General features: G+C 48.8%; 10 protein-coding genes. 8 read left to right on the top strand and 2 right to left on the bottom strand.

The genetic code is table 11. The features are described 5' to 3' along the window. Positions 1 to 249: 249 nt before the first annotated feature. The 8 genes from MH144_RS08645 to MH144_RS08610 all read left to right on the top strand — a co-directional run bounded on the left by MH144_RS08645 (position 250) and on the right by MH144_RS08610 (position 15,056). Positions 250 to 2,895: an adenosylcobalamin-dependent ribonucleoside-diphosphate reductase gene (locus MH144_RS08645; RefSeq protein ID WP_239299086.1), complete on the top strand. Its 2,646-nt coding sequence runs from the start codon at positions 250 to 252 to the stop codon at positions 2,893 to 2,895. A gap of 593 nt (positions 2,896 to 3,488) precedes the next feature. Continuing rightward, positions 3,489 to 5,573, top strand: a complete 2,085-nt coding sequence (locus MH144_RS08640) for an acyltransferase family protein (protein ID WP_239299085.1) — start codon at positions 3,489 to 3,491, stop codon at positions 5,571 to 5,573. A gap of 203 nt (positions 5,574 to 5,776) precedes the next feature. Beyond that, the gene (locus MH144_RS08635; RefSeq protein ID WP_239299084.1) at positions 5,777 to 7,090 is read left to right on the top strand and encodes an extracellular solute-binding protein; all 1,314 of its coding nucleotides are present in this window, start codon (positions 5,777 to 5,779) and stop codon (positions 7,088 to 7,090) included. Positions 7,091 to 7,261: 171 nt separating this feature from the next. Continuing rightward, the gene (locus MH144_RS08630) at positions 7,262 to 8,140 is read left to right on the top strand and encodes a carbohydrate ABC transporter permease (RefSeq protein WP_183521506.1); all 879 of its coding nucleotides are present in this window, start codon (positions 7,262 to 7,264) and stop codon (positions 8,138 to 8,140) included. A 40-nt stretch (positions 8,141 to 8,180) separates the two neighbouring features. Then, entirely contained in the window at positions 8,181 to 9,035 is an 855-nt protein-coding gene (locus MH144_RS08625) for a carbohydrate ABC transporter permease (protein WP_236146797.1), read from the top strand. A gap of 29 nt (positions 9,036 to 9,064) precedes the next feature. Further along, on the top strand, positions 9,065 to 10,816 hold the full coding sequence (locus MH144_RS08620) for a cache domain-containing sensor histidine kinase (RefSeq protein ID WP_239299083.1): 1,752 nt from the start codon (positions 9,065 to 9,067) through the stop codon (positions 10,814 to 10,816). Continuing rightward, positions 10,813 to 12,399, top strand: a complete 1,587-nt coding sequence (locus MH144_RS08615; protein WP_239299082.1) for a helix-turn-helix domain-containing protein — start codon at positions 10,813 to 10,815, stop codon at positions 12,397 to 12,399. Before MH144_RS08620 ends, MH144_RS08615 begins: the two co-directional genes overlap by 4 nt. A gap of 80 nt (positions 12,400 to 12,479) precedes the next feature. Beyond that, positions 12,480 to 15,056: a beta-mannosidase gene (locus MH144_RS08610; RefSeq protein WP_239299305.1), complete on the top strand. Its 2,577-nt coding sequence runs from the start codon at positions 12,480 to 12,482 to the stop codon at positions 15,054 to 15,056. An 88-nt stretch (positions 15,057 to 15,144) separates the two neighbouring features. Here the strand turns inward: MH144_RS08610 and MH144_RS08605 are convergent, their stop codons facing one another. After that, positions 15,145 to 16,257: an FAD-dependent monooxygenase gene (locus MH144_RS08605; protein ID WP_239299081.1), complete on the bottom strand. Its 1,113-nt coding sequence runs from the start codon at positions 16,255 to 16,257 to the stop codon at positions 15,145 to 15,147. 244 nt (positions 16,258 to 16,501) lie between these two features. After that, the gene (locus MH144_RS08600) at positions 16,502 to 17,026 is read right to left on the bottom strand and encodes an NAD(P)H-dependent oxidoreductase (RefSeq protein ID WP_183521029.1); all 525 of its coding nucleotides are present in this window, start codon (positions 17,024 to 17,026) and stop codon (positions 16,502 to 16,504) included. Positions 17,027 to 17,187 lie beyond the last annotated feature (161 nt).

Raw genomic sequence — 17,187 nt, 5'->3', positions numbered from 1 at the left:
CAAATAAGGTGCGAATCCGAGCTGTTATGTCCCAAAAAATTCACAAATTTTGAATGAGAGAGTCTGATGGCGTAAGAGCGAGCTAGTCCAAGTACAAGGCAAATAACAAGAATAGCTGTGACTTAAGTCACATGGAAAATCAATATATGGTGTACTATACTGAATATAAATCACTATATGTGGTGTTTTGGCATAATTTAAACACATAATAGAAATGTAATGGGATTTTTGGGGAGGCTGTCAAACATAATGAATTCGAACAAATTGTCGCACAAGTTGGAAGGGCTAAGCGAAAAAATATTTTTGGACCGTTATGCCTGGAAGGATGCCGATTCAAACCATGCCAAGGTAGGAGATGTTGTACTTGTTCTGACGAAAGATGACCCGAAGTTTCCGACAAAGGAAGTGGGGGAAATCATCGAACGGCGGGGTCAGACGGTGAAAGTGAAGACTCGCAGTGGAGAAACGATCCAGACGGAAGTGGAGAAGCTGACACTTAATATAGAAAAAACACCGGAGGAGATGTGGGACCGGCTTGCGAGAGCGATGGCATCTGTAGAATCCACTCCGGAAGAACAGCAAAAATGGCAATCCAGGTTCCGGGCTGTACTGGACGATTGGAAGCTGGTTCCGGGGGGCCGAATTGCTGCTGGTGCGGGTGCTAGCGATGAGCTGACCCTCTTTAACTGTTATGTTATACCTTCTCCACAGGACAGCCGGGGCGGCATCATGAAAACGTTGACTGAGATGACAGAGATTATGGCTCGCGGTGGCGGCGTTGGCATCAACCTGTCGTCACTCCGTCCGCGTCGTGCAGTTGTTAAAGGGGTCAATGGATCTTCCAGCGGTTCGGTATCCTGGGGCGGCTTATTCAGTTATACCACTGGACTGATTGAACAGGGAGGCAGCCGCCGGGGAGCACTTATGCTGATGATGAACGACTGGCATCCGGATGTAATGGATTTTATTACGGTCAAACAAACGATGGGGCAGGTTACCAATGCCAATCTGTCCGTATGCGTGAGCAACTCATTTATGGAAGCCGTCAAACAGGACGGGGACTGGGAACTTGTTTTTCCGGATACGAGCGACCCCGATTATGACAACGAGTGGAACGGGGATCTGCAGCAATGGAGGGAAACCGGGCGCAGGGTTATCCATTACCGCACAGTAAAGGCCCGGGATATATGGCGTACAATTATCGAATCGGCCTGGAAATCAGCAGAGCCGGGTGTTGTCTTTATGGAGTATTATAATCAGATGTCCAACAGCTGGTATTTTAATCCGATTATATGTACTAATCCATGCGGCGAACAAGGCCTGCCAGGATGGGGCGTCTGCAATCTATCGGCGATCAACTTATCCAAATTTTACGATGAAACCAGTCATGATGTAGCGTGGCAGGAGCTTGCGGAGACAACACGCATTTCAGCCAGATTTTTGGACAATGTGATTGATGCGACACCTTATCATTTTGAGGAAAATCAGAAGAATCAGCAGCGGGAGCGCCGGGTTGGTCTTGGCACGATGGGTCTCGCAGAGCTGATGATTAAACTACGCATCCGGTACGGCAGCCCGGAGTCGCTGGAATTTCTGGATAAACTGTATGGCTTTATCGCAAAAGAAGCATACCTCGCATCAGCAGAGATTGCGGCCGAGAAGGGAGCATTCCCTGCCTTTGAAGTGGAGCCGTATTTACAGAGTGGATTCATGAAAAATCTGGTCGGGACTTATCCGGAAGTGGGAGAGGCCATCCGCAAGCAAGGCGTTCGTAATGTAACGCTAATTACGCAGGCCCCAACAGGAAGTACCGGAACGATGGTGGGTACCTCGACAGGGATCGAACCTTACTTTGCGTTTAAATATTTCCGTCAAAGCCGGCTCGGTTACGATGAGCAGTTCGTCCCTATTGCCCAGGAGTGGCTGGATGAACACCCTGGAAAGGAACTTCCTGACTATTATGTAACGGCAATGGATCTGTCAGCAGAAAATCATATTCGGGTACAGGCAGCGATTCAACAATGGGTGGACAGCTCCATTTCGAAGACGGCTAACTGTCCGGCTGATTTTACGGTTGAAGATACAGCACAGCTGTATGAGCTTGCTTTTGATCTCGGTTGTAAGGGAGTCACGATCTACCGGGACGGCAGCCGCGATGTACAGGTCCTATCCACGACGAAGAAGGAAGAGGGGAAGAGCGAAGTAAGCGATCAAACAAGTGTGACAGAAACGGTAAAAGATACGATAAAAGAAACAAGTGTTGCAAACGGAACGAAAGCCTTCTCGTCCGCACCTTCGGAGACAGAAACCGAGACCGAGGGCAAAACAAGCGTGGCGGCTTCGTCTGCTGCCAAAGTACTGGATAAACAGTACAAGAGTCGTCCACAGGTGCTGCGGGGAGCAACGTACAAAATAAATACTCCGTTTGGCATGGCCTACATTACGATTAACGACCTTGGTGGCATTCCGGCGGAGATCTTCCTGAACGTGGGTAAAGCAGGTTCGGATGTATTCGCCATGGCGGAAGCGCTGGGAAGAGTATGCTCCCTGTTCCTGCGATATGGTGATCACGGACATAAAGTGGAGCTTCTTATCAAACATCTCAAAGGCATCGGTGGTTCGGGAGCGATTGGCTTTGGTGTAAACCGGGTAGAGTCCATCGCAGATGCAGTAGCGAAGGCGCTCGAAAGTCATGTACAGAGCATCCCTCAAGAGAGTACTAATGAAGAGGCAGGCCAGAGTGTGGATCAAATTTCTGAATCGGTGATTGTGGACGAACCGTTATTAACCTATACAGCGTCGAGAGATTTGTGTCCTTCCTGTGGTTCAGCTTCATTGATCAATATTGAAGGCTGCAAGACTTGCAGCCAATGTGGATACAGCAAATGTAATTAGAAGATAGACATCATCCAAGTCAATGTGATGAAAAGAATACCGTTAAGGGTGACCAGCACTTTGGTCGCCCTTTTTTGTATGACCTAACGTAGAATCAACGGGCTTCAAAGGATGATTTCAACTCCAAGATTCCGGGAATGAAGAAAGGATTCGTCCTTTTCACCTCCAGAGTCCTAGGCATCTAGAAGCATTTATGGGCAAAACTTTCAATCCGGCGGGGGATAGGTTTATAATGGATTGTGGCTGCTGAGGAAGTGGGCGGTCTTTTTGTATTGATATGGCAGTGAGGTAATATTAACCAGCCCAAGAAAAAGACTGTATTAAACGACAATTTTGGAGTATGATTTTACAGCTATATAAGCTGGCAGGAAAGGTTACATCGTTTCACCACTTTGTAACTACTGCTGTAATTTATTACACTGCGCTTGAGCGTATAATGCTAAACGTGAGTGTTGATCGATATATTGGAAATGAATGACGAAAGGTGCAATACGTATGTTAATGACAACCAGAATCACGATGCGAAGCCAAGTTGATTTGCAACTGCCACAGACCTCCACGATGTGGGCCCGAAGCAACAAGGAGGGGCGCGAATGTCACAAACGTTGAACAACAGGCGTCATATGAACGGACTGGATGGCTTGCGGGCCATTGCCGTGCTTGCTGTGATTGGGTATCATCTTAATCTGAGTTTTATTCCCGGCGGTTTGCTCGGTGTAGGCATATTCTTTGTTTTATCAGGTTATCTGATTACAGATATTCTTGTGTCCCAATGGCAGGAACATGGACGCATTTCACTCGGTGATTTTTGGGTGAGACGAATCAGGCGTCTCGTGCCTGGCATGCTCACCATGACTGCAGTGGTAATGATTTGGCTTCTTTTCACAGATCCTTCCCGGCTTGCTGCCCTGCGTGGGGACGTTATAGCGGGTGTATTATACATAAGCAATTGGTGGTATATCTTCCATGATGTATCCTATTTTGATAGTTTCGGTCCTCCATCACCGTTCGGACATTTCTGGTCACTTGCAGTGGAAGAGCAGTTTTATCTGGTGTGGCCGCTGCTCCTTGTCCTTTCCATTAAGCTGTTCAAAAGGAAGGGATGGCTCGTTGTTTTCATTGTCGTAGCCGCTGAGTTATCTGCTGGTGCAATGGCTATCATATATAATCCGAATTTGGACCCGAGCCGTGTATACTATGGTACGGATACGCGTGCTTTTGCCTTGCTGGCCGGAGCTGCACTGGCTGTTGTGTGGCCAAGCCGCAAACTATCCTCCACCCTTGCGAACCTTAATCGTGCCGTGCTCGATGTATCGGGCTTGGCAGCGCTGGCCCTGCTGGTCTACATGATGCTGAACAGCAGTGAATATGAACCTTCGCTCTACCAAGGGGGGATGGTACTTCAAGCCATAGCTACTACGCTGCTGGTCGCTGTGTTGGCTCACCCCTCTTCGATGCTGGGACGCCTGATTGGTGCAAAACCGCTGCGATGGATTGGGGAGCGTTCCTATGGGCTCTATCTCTGGCATTATCCTGTAATTGTTCTGACAAGTCCTGTGGTCGATACGGGAGGTTTACATCCGGTTCGAATGATTCTACAGGTGACAGCAACTGTAGTGCTGGCTTCATTATCATTAAAGTTTATTGAGAATCCAATCCGCTATAACGGATTCCGTGACACCTGGTCCCGGCTATGGGGTAGAGGGCGGAACGGTATTGGTACGCATCAGATATGGTTGAAGCGGGGTGGATTGGTGATGTCTGTTCTGTTTATGTGCTTCACCGTGTCACAGATGATGATTTCTTCTGCGGCGAACTCCGATTCACATTCTGCATCGATGTCTGCCACATTAAATGGAGAACATGCTGTGCATGAAGAGATAGGACAGGATGTTCTTCCGGCTCCCGTTGATACTGCAGGTTCCGGCCAGAAGCCGGCACCGCAGAAGAACGACAAGCCTGCAGATGACGGTGGCAATCAGCAAGACAAGCCAGCAGAGCAGACGTCGAAGCCGGATACGCCTTCCCAATCGGAAGAACCGTCATCCGATGAAGGAGATGGAACGGCTGCTGATGAGCCGAACCAGACTGCTGAAGATGCTGCTGGAAATACGGATCATGCCGATAATGACGAGACTGATACAGGGGACAACCAGGATCAACCGGGAGATGCTTCGCAAGAGAATGGAGAACAAGCGCCTCCTGCTGAAGACGGCAAGATCCACTATACCGTGATAGGGGATTCGGTCATCTTGGATGCCAAGCCTTACTTGGAGCAGCATATGTCCGGGGTACATGTGGACGGTCACGTTGGTCGTCAGATGTGGGAGGCAGCCGATGTCCTGGATGGGCTCAAACGAAACGATCAACTGGGCAGTCAGGTCGTACTTGAACTTGGAACCAACGGATCATTCAATTCCAAAAGCCTAAATTCAGTGCTTGATTACCTTAAGGATGAGAATCATGTATATTTGGTTACTGTACGTGTCCCACGTCCTTGGGAACGAACGGTTAACAGAGCACTGAACGAAGCAGCCTCATCTTACAGTAATGTTTCCCTCATTGACTGGAACGGTGCAAGCGAGGGCCACAACGAGTATTTTGAAAAAGATGGCGTACATTTGACGAAGGAAGGCTCGGAAGCTTTCGCTGCACTTATCAAAAGCAGCATGAAATAAATTGAACTTATTCTTTTTCATAATAAATAGATTGTTTGCTTCAAGAGCTCTCACGTCGAGAGCTCTTTTTGTTCTTATTACAACTGATAGCAAGTGGGGCATCCGATATTTTTCACCCCTCCATCCGTGGATCGTCACCTTACGTTATGATAGCGTTACCATTTACAATGAGGGTATTCAATCAGCCAAGGGGGAGTATAGAGATGTTAAGAAGATGGCTTTCGGGTTTTGTGGCAATTGCCTTGTTTTCGATGGTACTCGCGGCCTGCAGTGGCGGTGATGCTTCGGAAGGAACGGGCAGCAATGATAAAGTCACGGTTACGCTGTGGCATAACTGGACCGGACAGGATGCAAAGGCAGTAGCCATGCGAAAAATCATTGAAGATTTCCGGGCAGCACATCCAGATATTGAAGTGGTGGATGAGGGCTTGCCGACAGACGGCCTTAAAACAAGGCTCCGTACCGTAGCAGCTGCGAATGAAATGCCGGACCTGTTTGTCATGTGGCCGGATGCCATGACGAAAGAGTTTGTAAAAGGTGATCTGCTTCAGCCTATTAACACAGAGCTGGACGCGAAGCCGGAATGGAGGGACAACTTCATCCCGAACGCACTGGATGGATATACGGTTGACGGGAACATCTACTCCGTACCGATGAATCTGGCGCCAAGTTCCTTCATTTATTACAACGAGGCACTGTTTAAACAATATAACGTCAAAGTTCCTGAAACGTGGGCTGAACTGGAACAGGCCATTGCAACGTTTAATGAAAACAAGGTTATTCCAATGGCACTGGGGAACAAGGCAAACTGGGTTGCACAATCGACGATCTTCAGTACCTTGGCAGATCGGATTACGGGTACAGATTGGTTTCTGAAAGCAGCAGCCCAGGATGGTGCCAGTTTTACCGATCCGCAATTTATCGAGGCGTTAAACAAAATGCAGGAGCTTGGTAACAGCAAAGCATTTCAGGATGGGTTCAACAGCATTGACGAGACACAGATGATGCAGCTGTATTTTCAGGGGAAAGCAGCCATGGTCATGAATGGTGGATGGGCCCTGGCGAACCTGGTGAACAACGCACCTGCAGAGGTATTGGACAACACACATATTACTATTCTTCCCTCGGTAGATGGTGGTGAGGGAGAGCCAAGAACCACATCAGGCGTGGTAGGTACTGGTTTGGGTGTAAGCAAAAAACTGAGTGGGGCCCAAAAAGAGGCAGCCATGGAGCTGTTCTATGCCCTGGCTGGACCTGATGGCCAAAAGGCTACGCTGGATAGCAGTACACTTGTTAGCTACAACATTGAGTTGGATAAAACCAAGGCACATCCTTTGTTCGTCGAGTTGTATGACTTGATGCAGGAAGTGAAGATTAATCCGGTTTACGATTCCAAGCTGGGGTCTGCAACGGTTGAAGTTATTAATAACGGATTGCAGGAACTGCTGATGGGCGGCAAAGCGGAAGATATCGCCGCCAAAATTCAGGCTGCACAAGCCAATGCTGCTGGCAACTAACAGAATGGATGAGGAATAGGTTGTAGATTGGAAACGCTCGGTGAGTCGTACTTCATGGGATTAACTGAGGAGTTATAGCCCCTTCCCGGCAGGGGAGGGGTTTTCCGTTTCATTTGCAAGCTTCAAGGTATGAAGGGGATATGGAAGGTATTAATGAAGGGAAGTGAAGGAATGAATGCACTGCGCAGTCGTCGCTTTATCATGCTGGGGCTTGCTCCGGCAGTCATCATTTATGCATTGTTTGTATTTGTTCCGGTTGTATGGTCAGCCTATTACGGTTTCTTCAACTGGTCCGGCATCGGGGAGTCCAAATATATCGGTCTGAACAACTATGTGGAGATCTGGCATGACCCGGTATTCTGGCGAGCACTGAAAAATAACGTCATTTTTGTACTGGCCTCCGTGTTCGGTCAGATTCCGTTAGCGCTGATGCTCGCGGTCATTTTACACAAAAGCAATCCGCTGCAGCGTTTCCTGCGCTCGGCTGTGTTTCTGCCCATGGTCTTGTCTACCGTCGTTATCGGCATGATCTGGCAGTATATCTATCATCCGCAGATCGGGATCCTGAACTTCCTGCTTGATGCGCTCGGCCTGGAGAGCTGGAAACTGCAATGGCTGTCTGACGACAAGATTGCCATCTTCTCTCTCGTACCGCCACTGCTGTGGAGCTTCGTCGGTTTGTACCTGATTATTTTCATCTCTGCACTGCAAAACATTCCTGGTGAAATTCATGATGCTGCCAAAATTGACGGCGCTTCGGGCGTCCGTAAGCTGGTGTCGATCTCACTGCCCATGATCTGGGGAACCGTGCAGGTTGCGATCATTCTGTGTATTTCGGGCAGTCTGAAGTCGTTTGATCTGGTGTACATCATGACCAAAGGTGGCCCGGCTCATGCAACCGAGCTGCTCGCTACGTATATGTATAATTCAACGTTTACAACCTATCGTTACGGTTTCGGTAGTGCTATCTCGACAACCATTGTACTGATCTCCTTGCTGCTCATTGGAACAAGCCAGTGGGTGACCAGTCGCAAGAGAAAAGAGAACTAGAAGAGAGGGGGAACTGTAAATGAGTACGACACCTGTAACGATGCCTTCACCAGGAAGAGCTTCAGGCCATCCGGTTCGCCGGCTGCGCAGCGGAATTGTTTGGACGCTGCTGACGGTGTATGGTATTTTAACATTGTATCCGTTTTACTGGCTTGTGATTAGTGCCTTCAAAACGAATGAAGATTTTTACAGCAGGCCATTTGGCTTGCCAGCCCAATGGAATGTGGCCAATTTCAGCAATGCATGGGAAAGCTCCAGACTGGGAACGGCATTTGGTAACTCACTGGTGGTATCCTTGGGATCATTGATTTTGACTCTGTTTATTGCAGCTCTAGCATCATTCATATTGGCACGATTCCAGTTTCGCTGGAAAGGGCTGGTCATGACCTTTTTCGTTGTAGGTATGCTGATCCCCATTCATAGCACACTGGTTCCTTTGTTTATTTTGATGAAGCAGATGTCTCTGTTGAATACGTACTGGGCTTTAATCCTGCCGTATACGGCGTTTGCATTGCCAACAGCCATCTTTGTACTGACGGCATATCTGACAAGTGTACCGCGTGATATTGAAGAAGCGGCGTTTATCGATGGAACAGGTCTGTGGGGACTATTTACCCGGATCATGCTGCCGATGTCAGTGCCTGCCCTGTCCACTGTTACGATTCTGAGTTTTTTGCATGCTTGGAATGACTTTTCGTTTGCACTTGTATTCATTAACAAGACAGGATTGAAAACGCTACCGCTGGCGATTGCGAACTTCGCAGACGGATACCAGACGGATTATGGATTAACGCTGGCCGCCATGACCCTGTCGGTTATTCCGACCATTATTCTATATCTTGTTTTTCAGGAACAGGTTATGAAAGGCATGACGGCTGGAGCGGTTAAGGGTTAAACGAATGCGCATCCAGAGGAGGAAAAGAATTGGGAAGCTGGCTCACATCATCGCTGCAGAGGAAGCTCTCGGTTGTCGTAACTGCCTCCATGATTGTGCCGCTGCTGGCGCTGGGTCTGTTCGCATTTCTGATCTCTTCCCGCATTACCGAGCAGAAAACGAAACTGTCCGGTATGGACACGCTGAAACAGGTGGAAGCCAATCTTCGCTACATGCTGCAGGACGCCGAGAATATTTCGATTTTCCTGATTGGAGAGCGCGATATTCAGCAGTATCTGAGCCGAAATGAAGATCATGAACTGGACCGTGTGGACATTGTTGGCAGAATGACCAATCTGGCCGCGTCTAAGAAATATATCGCGAATATAGCGATATATCCGGATCGGTTTGATGCCGTTCTGACAACGGCTACCTGGTATGAACCGGGTACTTCCGATCCGCCAACTCCTCGTGGCGATGCGGTAAAAACGTGGACCGGCGTCTACCCGGTCCGCAACTATGCAGGTATACAAAATGTGATCACGTTGGTGCGTCCCATCCGCAGCATTCATGATTATCGACCCATCGGATGGCTCGCCATCAGCCTGGATGAAAAGGCCATCTCCAAAGACTGGGCCGCGCTGGGACTTGGCAGAGGCGAAGGGCATCTGGAGCTGGTCGGGCAATCCGGAGAGATCCTGTCCTCCATGGATAAATCCCGGCTTGGGCAGACTCTGGAGCAGGTCGAACCTGGATTGCAGACGCTGATTCGGCAAAGCGAGAGCGGGACGACTACTTATGGCAGCGGAGAAAACAAACGGACGCTGCTCTATTACCCGGAACAGCTAACTGGATGGATGTTGACTGGAACAGTACCTTACGATCAATACAAGTCGGAGAACGGGTATATTCTGATTCTTACGGCTGTAGCCGTGGTTGCTTCTGCTGTAATCTGCGCAGGACTGGTCTGGTTTACCGTCCGCCGCGTGACAAGGCCGCTCCGTGTGCTCACCAGGCACCTGTCCCGTATTGACCCGGATCGGCCGCTGCCCTTGTTCCGATCTGAAAGTGATGATGAAATCGGCAGACTCGGAGAGAGTTACAATCTGCTCGGCGCACATATCGAGAGCCTGAAGGAAGAGGTTATACAGGGTGAAGCCCGTAAGAAAGAAGCAGATCTCAGGGCACTTCAGGCGCAGATCAATCCCCACTTTCTGTATAATACTCTTTCGTCCATTCACTGGATTGCCCTGATGTCGAAAGAGAGCCGGATTGCAGATATGGTCGAAGGCTTAAGTGATTTCCTGCGCATTAGCTTGAACAACGGCAAGGATTTCTGTCCTGTTGGGCAGGAGATTGCCCATATCCAGCATTATGTAAGGGTGCAGTCCATCCGCTTCCCTGATAAATTTTCGGTGCACTATATTGTGGATCCTGCACTGGAGCAGCGGATGATGCTGAAGCTTTTGCTTCAGCCGCTCGTTGAGAATGCCATGGTACATGGTATTCAGCCCAAGAATGGTCCGGGAACGATCACCATCATGATTCGTCAAGACCAGGATGAAGCACGAATGAACGTACTGGTGCTGGATGATGGTGTCGGCATGGAGCAGGAGAGGCTGGAACAGTTGAAGGAAAGAATGCCGGAAGTGACTCCCTCTGCTGGTGGTTACGGGATCCACAATGTTAATGAGAGATTGCTGCTCCATTATGGTGCGGCATCTCAACTTGAAATGGACAGCCGTGTCGGTGGAGGGACCCGTATTTCATTTTCCATACCCTTTCTGGAGGAATCGCCATGAGACTACTGATTGTCGACGATGAAGTGATCATTCGCACCGGACTTGCCAGCGTTATTGCCTGGGGCGAGCTGGGAATTGATCTCCTTACACCTGCAGCCTCGGCTGAAGAAGCGTTATCCCGGTTGGCTGAAGAGCGTCCGCACATCTTGATGACTGACATCCGTATGACTGGCAAGACAGGGCTTGAGCTTGCAAATGAAGGGCTGCAATTGCTGCCTGAGCTGGAGGTCATTATTTTGTCAGGTTACGATGACTTCTCTTATGCTCAGCAGGCAATTCGCCAGGGTGTGACGGATTATTTGTTAAAGACGAGCAAACCGGAAGAGATCATCAAAACGGTTCTTCAGGCCAAGCAAAGAGTGATGGACAGCTGGGCAGAAAAGTCCAAGGAAGGGCGACTTTTGCAGGAGAATAAACAGCGGTTGTTTGAACGGTGGGTTATTGAAGGTGATGTGAATACAGGTTCGTGTCCAGCCTTTTTGAAGCCGGGAGCGGCTGGGTTTGCTAATATATCATTGGAAGGCAGTCAGGTCTATCAGCAGGTTGTATTCGTTATTCGTGCGCTAGGATGGAGTCGCTCTTCTGCTGCTCTTCTGAGATTTGCCGTGCAAAATATGCTGGAGGATATGCTGCCTGGCGCCGCCGCCCATATTCATAAGGAACAGATTATTGGTGTAATGCAGGTAACGAGCAGGCAGCAGGAATTACTGAACACGCTGGGAACGGTGGTTAATCATATGGAGCAGCTTCTGAAATGTAAGCTGCGTGCAGCTGTAGGCCATCCGGTCTGTGGCGAGATATACCTTCATGAAAGCTATTTAACGGCATCCGCAGCGTATCAATATATGAGTCTGCTTGACGATAAGATTTGGAGCATCGAGCATGTGAAAAACCGCAGGGGTGGTAAAACATTACTTACGCATGAGGAAGAAACCGTGCTAGGAACCCTTTTGCTCGATAATGACCCTGTCACACTCACCACATGGACACGAGAGCTTGTGAAAGAACTCATGATGGACCCGGAAGTAACACCGGAATCATTCAATGCCTGTTTGCATTCTGCGGTCATCGCAGGACAACGCTGGCTGGTTCGTACGATGCGTGCAATAGGAAGGAAAGAGCCTGCACGATATGATCCATGGGTGCCGGAACCTGATGCAGATGCTGCGGACCTTCAGGATATGCTGTTTCACCATTTGTATGGTCTGATGCATACATATTATAGCCAAATGGGCCAAGGGCAGGCTTCGCATGTGCAAAAAGCCATTGCTTACATGGAATCCGGATTGGCACAAGAAATCAGTCTACAGCAGGTGGCTGGCCAAATCCATTTGCACCCGGGACATCTCAGCGAGCTGTTCAAAAAAGAGACAGGCATAACGTTTGGGGATTTTGTAACGAATATGCGTATAAGGCGGGCGATGGAGATGCTGGCAGTCTCTCCTGCCAAAGTCAGTGAAGTCGCTGCCATGAGTGGATATGAAGACGTAAAATACTTTAGCAGGCTATTCAAAAAACATACAGGCAAGACCCCGAGTGAATTTCGCGAAGAGGCGTATGCATTCAAGCCTTCAGGAAGCTAGCAGACGAATGGTTGTACTTGTTTCTGCAAACGTTTTCGATGATGTGGAATGATTCAGGGATCTGGGGAGCGAGGCATATGATGAAGAAGAGTGATTCAAGTCAGGATTTGTCAGGGCAATGGAAGATCCAGCATTTTGAGGTCGGGGAAAAACGGACGATGGATATTGCGGCTGCGGCGCTGGATGACCGTTTCTGGATTGGGGCGGAAGTGCCAGGCGATGTTCATTCAGCTTTGGTGGCAAGGAGCATAATTGATCCGCCATACTACGGGCATAACGATGCCAAGAGCCGTTGGATCGAACAAAAGGAATGGTGGTATCGTACCAACTTTAACCTGGTGAAGGTGGAAGAGGATCAGGAACATTTCGAACTTGTCTTCGAAGGTTTGGATACGTTTGCAACGGTCTATGTGAACGGACATGAAGTGGGGAAAACAGCCAACATGCTCATGTCCCATACCTTCAATGTAACGACACTGGTCCGTCATGGGTGGAATGCTATCGCCGTTCGATTCGATCCGCTTTCTCTGCACAACCGGGACAAAGAGACATTCGACTGGTCATCCTATACGAAGGAACGGCCTTGGCTGCGCAAGGCGGCGATGAATTTCGGCTGGGACTGGGGGCCACGCATGGTTACTGTTGGCATCTGGGGTGCAGTCCGGTTGGAGAGACGCAAGGTGGCGAAGCTGGAGAGTGTGTTTGCCCGGACCAAGTCCGTCAACCAAGAACAGGCGGTTATCGACGTGACGGCAAATGTGAAATCGGTGATGTCCTTCCGAAGCAGACAGCAACTGAAGCGCGCTGTGGTCACGACATGCGATGTCCGATTGTTGGATGCGGGCGGTGAGGAAGTGATTCAAGCTGATGCGCTTACTGTACAAGGCGGACAGGCAGATACAACACTGGCTGTGCCCTCGCCGCGATTGTGGTGGACGCATGATCTGGGTGAACCGTATTTATATACGCTGGAGGTTACCCTATACGCCGATGGCATTGAAGTGGATCGTTATAGCGAGCCCTATGGGTTACGAACCATTGAACTTGCCCTCCACAATGAACTGGGAGAAGACTCATTTGCTTTTATATTGAATGGAATCAAAATATATGCCAAGGGGGCAAACTGGATACCCGCTGATCATCTAATCGGAGCTATTCCCGCCTCGAGATATCGGGAGCTCATTGAGCTGACCGTTGAAGGGAACATGAATATGCTGCGGGTGTGGGCAGGTGGCATCTATGAGAAGGATGTCTTTTACGATGAATGCGATCGGCAAGGAGTGTTAGTGTGGCAGGATTTTGCCTTTGCCAATGCATTATTTCCTGACTTCAATCAAGATTTTATGGAAAATGTCAGATGTGAAGTTGAAAATAATGTGATCAGGCTGCGAAACCGGGCATCACTTGCCCTCTGGTGCGGTAATAACGAGATTGACTGGCTTTACGATATGAAGTCTGCCAGCGGAGACATCACCAGCCCGTTCTATGGGGAGCTGATCTATCATGAGCTGATTCCTGAGGCTCTGGAACGTCTGGATCCGTCCCGTCCGTATTGGCCATCTTCACCGTTTGGAGACAAGGACGGCAATGATGCCAATGATCCGGATGTTGGTGACCGTCACAACTGGCAGGTATGGCATGGTTCCGTTTATCCAAGAAAGCATGGTGAGCCACCGCTGCTTGACTACAGCATTAAGGGCGTAACATTCAAAAATTATAAAAAGGACGATGCCTTGTTCAGTAGTGAATTCGGCATGCATGCATCGGCTAACCGTTATACGCTTGAGAAAAATATGCCTGAAGGGCAGTTCTACTGGGGAAGTCCGGAGATGGCCTATCGCAACAAGGATACTAATCATCAAAAGGGCATTCTTCTGATGGAGGGCTACACTGGAATTCCACAAACGATTGAAGAATACATGAATTACTCGATGCTGACTCAAGCGGAAGGCTTACGGTATGGAATTGAACATTTCCGGCGGATCAATCATCGGAATAGTGGCGCGCTTGTATGGCAGCTGAACGACAGCTGGCCGGGAACGAGCTGGTCCATGATTGATTATGAGCTGCTGCCCAAAGCATCCTTTTATTATGGGAAGACATTCTTCCATCCGATTCTGCTTTCACTGGAACATGAGCCAGGCGATCCGCTTGCATTATGGGTCGTAAACGATAAACTCGAGGGGTTACGGGGACAGCTTCGGATTAATGTATTTCTGCTGAATGGGGAGAAAGTATACTCTGATACACTGCATGTGGAAGTTGAAGCCCAGTCTTCTTCGAAGGTTGGAGCATTAAGTGAAGCCGCAGTGCTGCAGGGCAGACGTGCGGAAGAAGTCATGATTGAACTGGTATCGGAAGGGTTTGCTGCTCCGCTTAACCGATATTTCCTGCGTGATCCGAAGGACATCGAGCTGCCTTTGTCCCAACTCAGTGTGCATGTCAATGAGGAGGAGCAGTCTGTAACTGTTACAGCCAGCGTTGCCATCGCAAGATTGGTCAAACTGGAGCTTCCGGTGGGACGTGTCCGTTTCAGTGACAACTATTTCGATTTGCTTCCAGGTGAGAGCCGAACGGTGCACTTGCGTCATCCAGAGATGAAGTCGCTGCCGCTGAATGAGCTTCGGGTAAGTGCAATGAATGGTCGCGAAGTGTAATTGCAAAATTGAACCCAAATATGCCGATGGCTTCTGAACAGAAGTCATCGGCATATTTGAATTAAATGGTATAAATTTCGAGCGGTTGCTAGCGCAGGGATTCGTAACGCTGTTGAAAGGAGGATTCCATCTCCACCTGACGAGCAAGCTGTTGTTTCACTTTGTCGCCGCGAATCACCTGAAGCTGATTCAATAGTTCCATAGATTGAAATTGATCAGAGGCCATCCGAATAATGATCTCTGCAAGTGCATCAGCATCTTCTAACGCTGCATTGAGCCCAAAGGCTCCTGTAGGTGTCATGGTATGTGCCGCATCACCGAGCAGAACCACATTATCCTGAGACCATGACTCGCTGTAACTGCTCTCAACGGATAACAGTACAAAATCGCTCCAGTTCTGAATATGTGCAGCGACCGATTCCGCGAGACACGGGAAGGCTTCCACGAGTTTCTCCACAAAAGGGGCAAAGGGCTGCTCACGCAGCTTGGAGAAGGAACTTTGTGGAATATTCCAACCAATCTGTACGTACCCGCCGTATTGGGAGAACAGTGCCAGCTGCTGACCGTTCATGCTCGCCATTCGAACGGCTGGTTCCCAGCCTACAGGCGCGGGAATTCGGGCCCATAATAGATCGTAACCATGCTTGCGGATATCCGGGGTAAGGCCCGAGTGTTTGCGTACAGCCGAATATCGTCCGTCTGCTCCCACAATAATAGCTGCTCTAATAGAAGTCGGAACACTGTTTTGCCGAACATTAATGCCCACCGTTTTTCCTGTCTTATCTCGGAGCAGTCCAGTCATCACGGTATTTAACAGAACCTTCTCATGATTGTGCGGCAGGGCTTGTGATTGTGACACAATGAAATCCAGCAGATGATCCTGCGGTACATGGATACCCACATGGGATTCTCTTTCAGCAGGGTAAACCGTGTGGATAATCTGTCCGTTTTCCCAATACTGGATCTGCTCCAAAGGCATAGCTCCAAGCTGAGCTACACCCGAATAGAGCCCATGCTTGCTCAGCACTGCTTCGCCGTCCTGGTTAAGCAGTTCACCGCGAAATGACTTGTGAAGATGAGGCTGACGCTCAATTAATGCTGTTGATATCCCTTGGCGGTTCAACAAGTATGACAGGAGGGCCCCGCCTGGTCCTGCTCCAACAATACAGACATCAACTTGTAATGGATTAATATCATTCATACATAAAATTCCCTTGCTATGTTATTATATTACTTTCTGACAACAAATTTATAAAAATTATTAAGTAACTAAAAGTAACTTTAAGATATTAGTTATTATAAACAAACCTTCTTCGATTTTGCAATAGGCAGCTGCAACTTCACTTAGAAGTGAAGTGGACTCAAGCCTGCGGTCTACTCTCACTTCGTGAAGGGAGGCGCAGGCTTGAGAACAGTAAGATACATCCGCCCGAATGATACACGGTCTAAGTGATTAGACGATTGGTGATCCGGGCGACACGTTCTCCAAGGGCTTTACCAAGAGCAATACCTTGATCGCTTAACAGAACGTCACTATCCACTGGGCAGGTAACCCCAACGCCATAATAGGAACCGTATAATGCGTTGTCGGCAAAGTTTCCTGGCAGGCCAGTAATAATCATTCCCTGATGCAGCATCGGGGTCAGCAGATGAAGTAATGCTGATTCCAGTCCTCCATGTTCGGTGGCAATCGTACAGAATACAGCACCTACTTTGTCCACGAGTTTCCCTTCAGCCCATAGGTAACCAAGCTTATCGATCCATTTTTTCAGACCGGAGCTGATTGAACCGAAATGACCTGGACATCCCCATATAATGGCATCCATTTCCACCAGTTTGTATACATCTGCCTCTTCGGTGGAGTGCAGATGAACGGTGGCCCCGTGCACACTGGCTGCCCCGGCTGCAATCGCCTCAGCCAGCGCCTGTGTATGACCGCCCTCGCTATCGAAAACAATATAAATGTTCAAGCTCCATTACCTCCTCAAGATGCATCATTTATCATGCTATGAGGTAGCTTGTCACATGAATCGCAAAAATAAGCATGAACTTTAGAAACAACGATTAATATGATGGAGCAAGCGCATTTTTCACAAACAAAAAAGTACAAATATGTTACAATGTTAGGAAG

It is taken from the genome of Paenibacillus sp. ACRRY, from assembly GCF_022346995.1.
Classification (GTDB): Bacteria; Bacillota; Bacilli; order Paenibacillales; family Paenibacillaceae; genus Paenibacillus.
The sequence above is the reverse complement of the archived record's forward strand: the minus strand, read 5'-3'. Positions and strand labels throughout refer to the sequence as shown.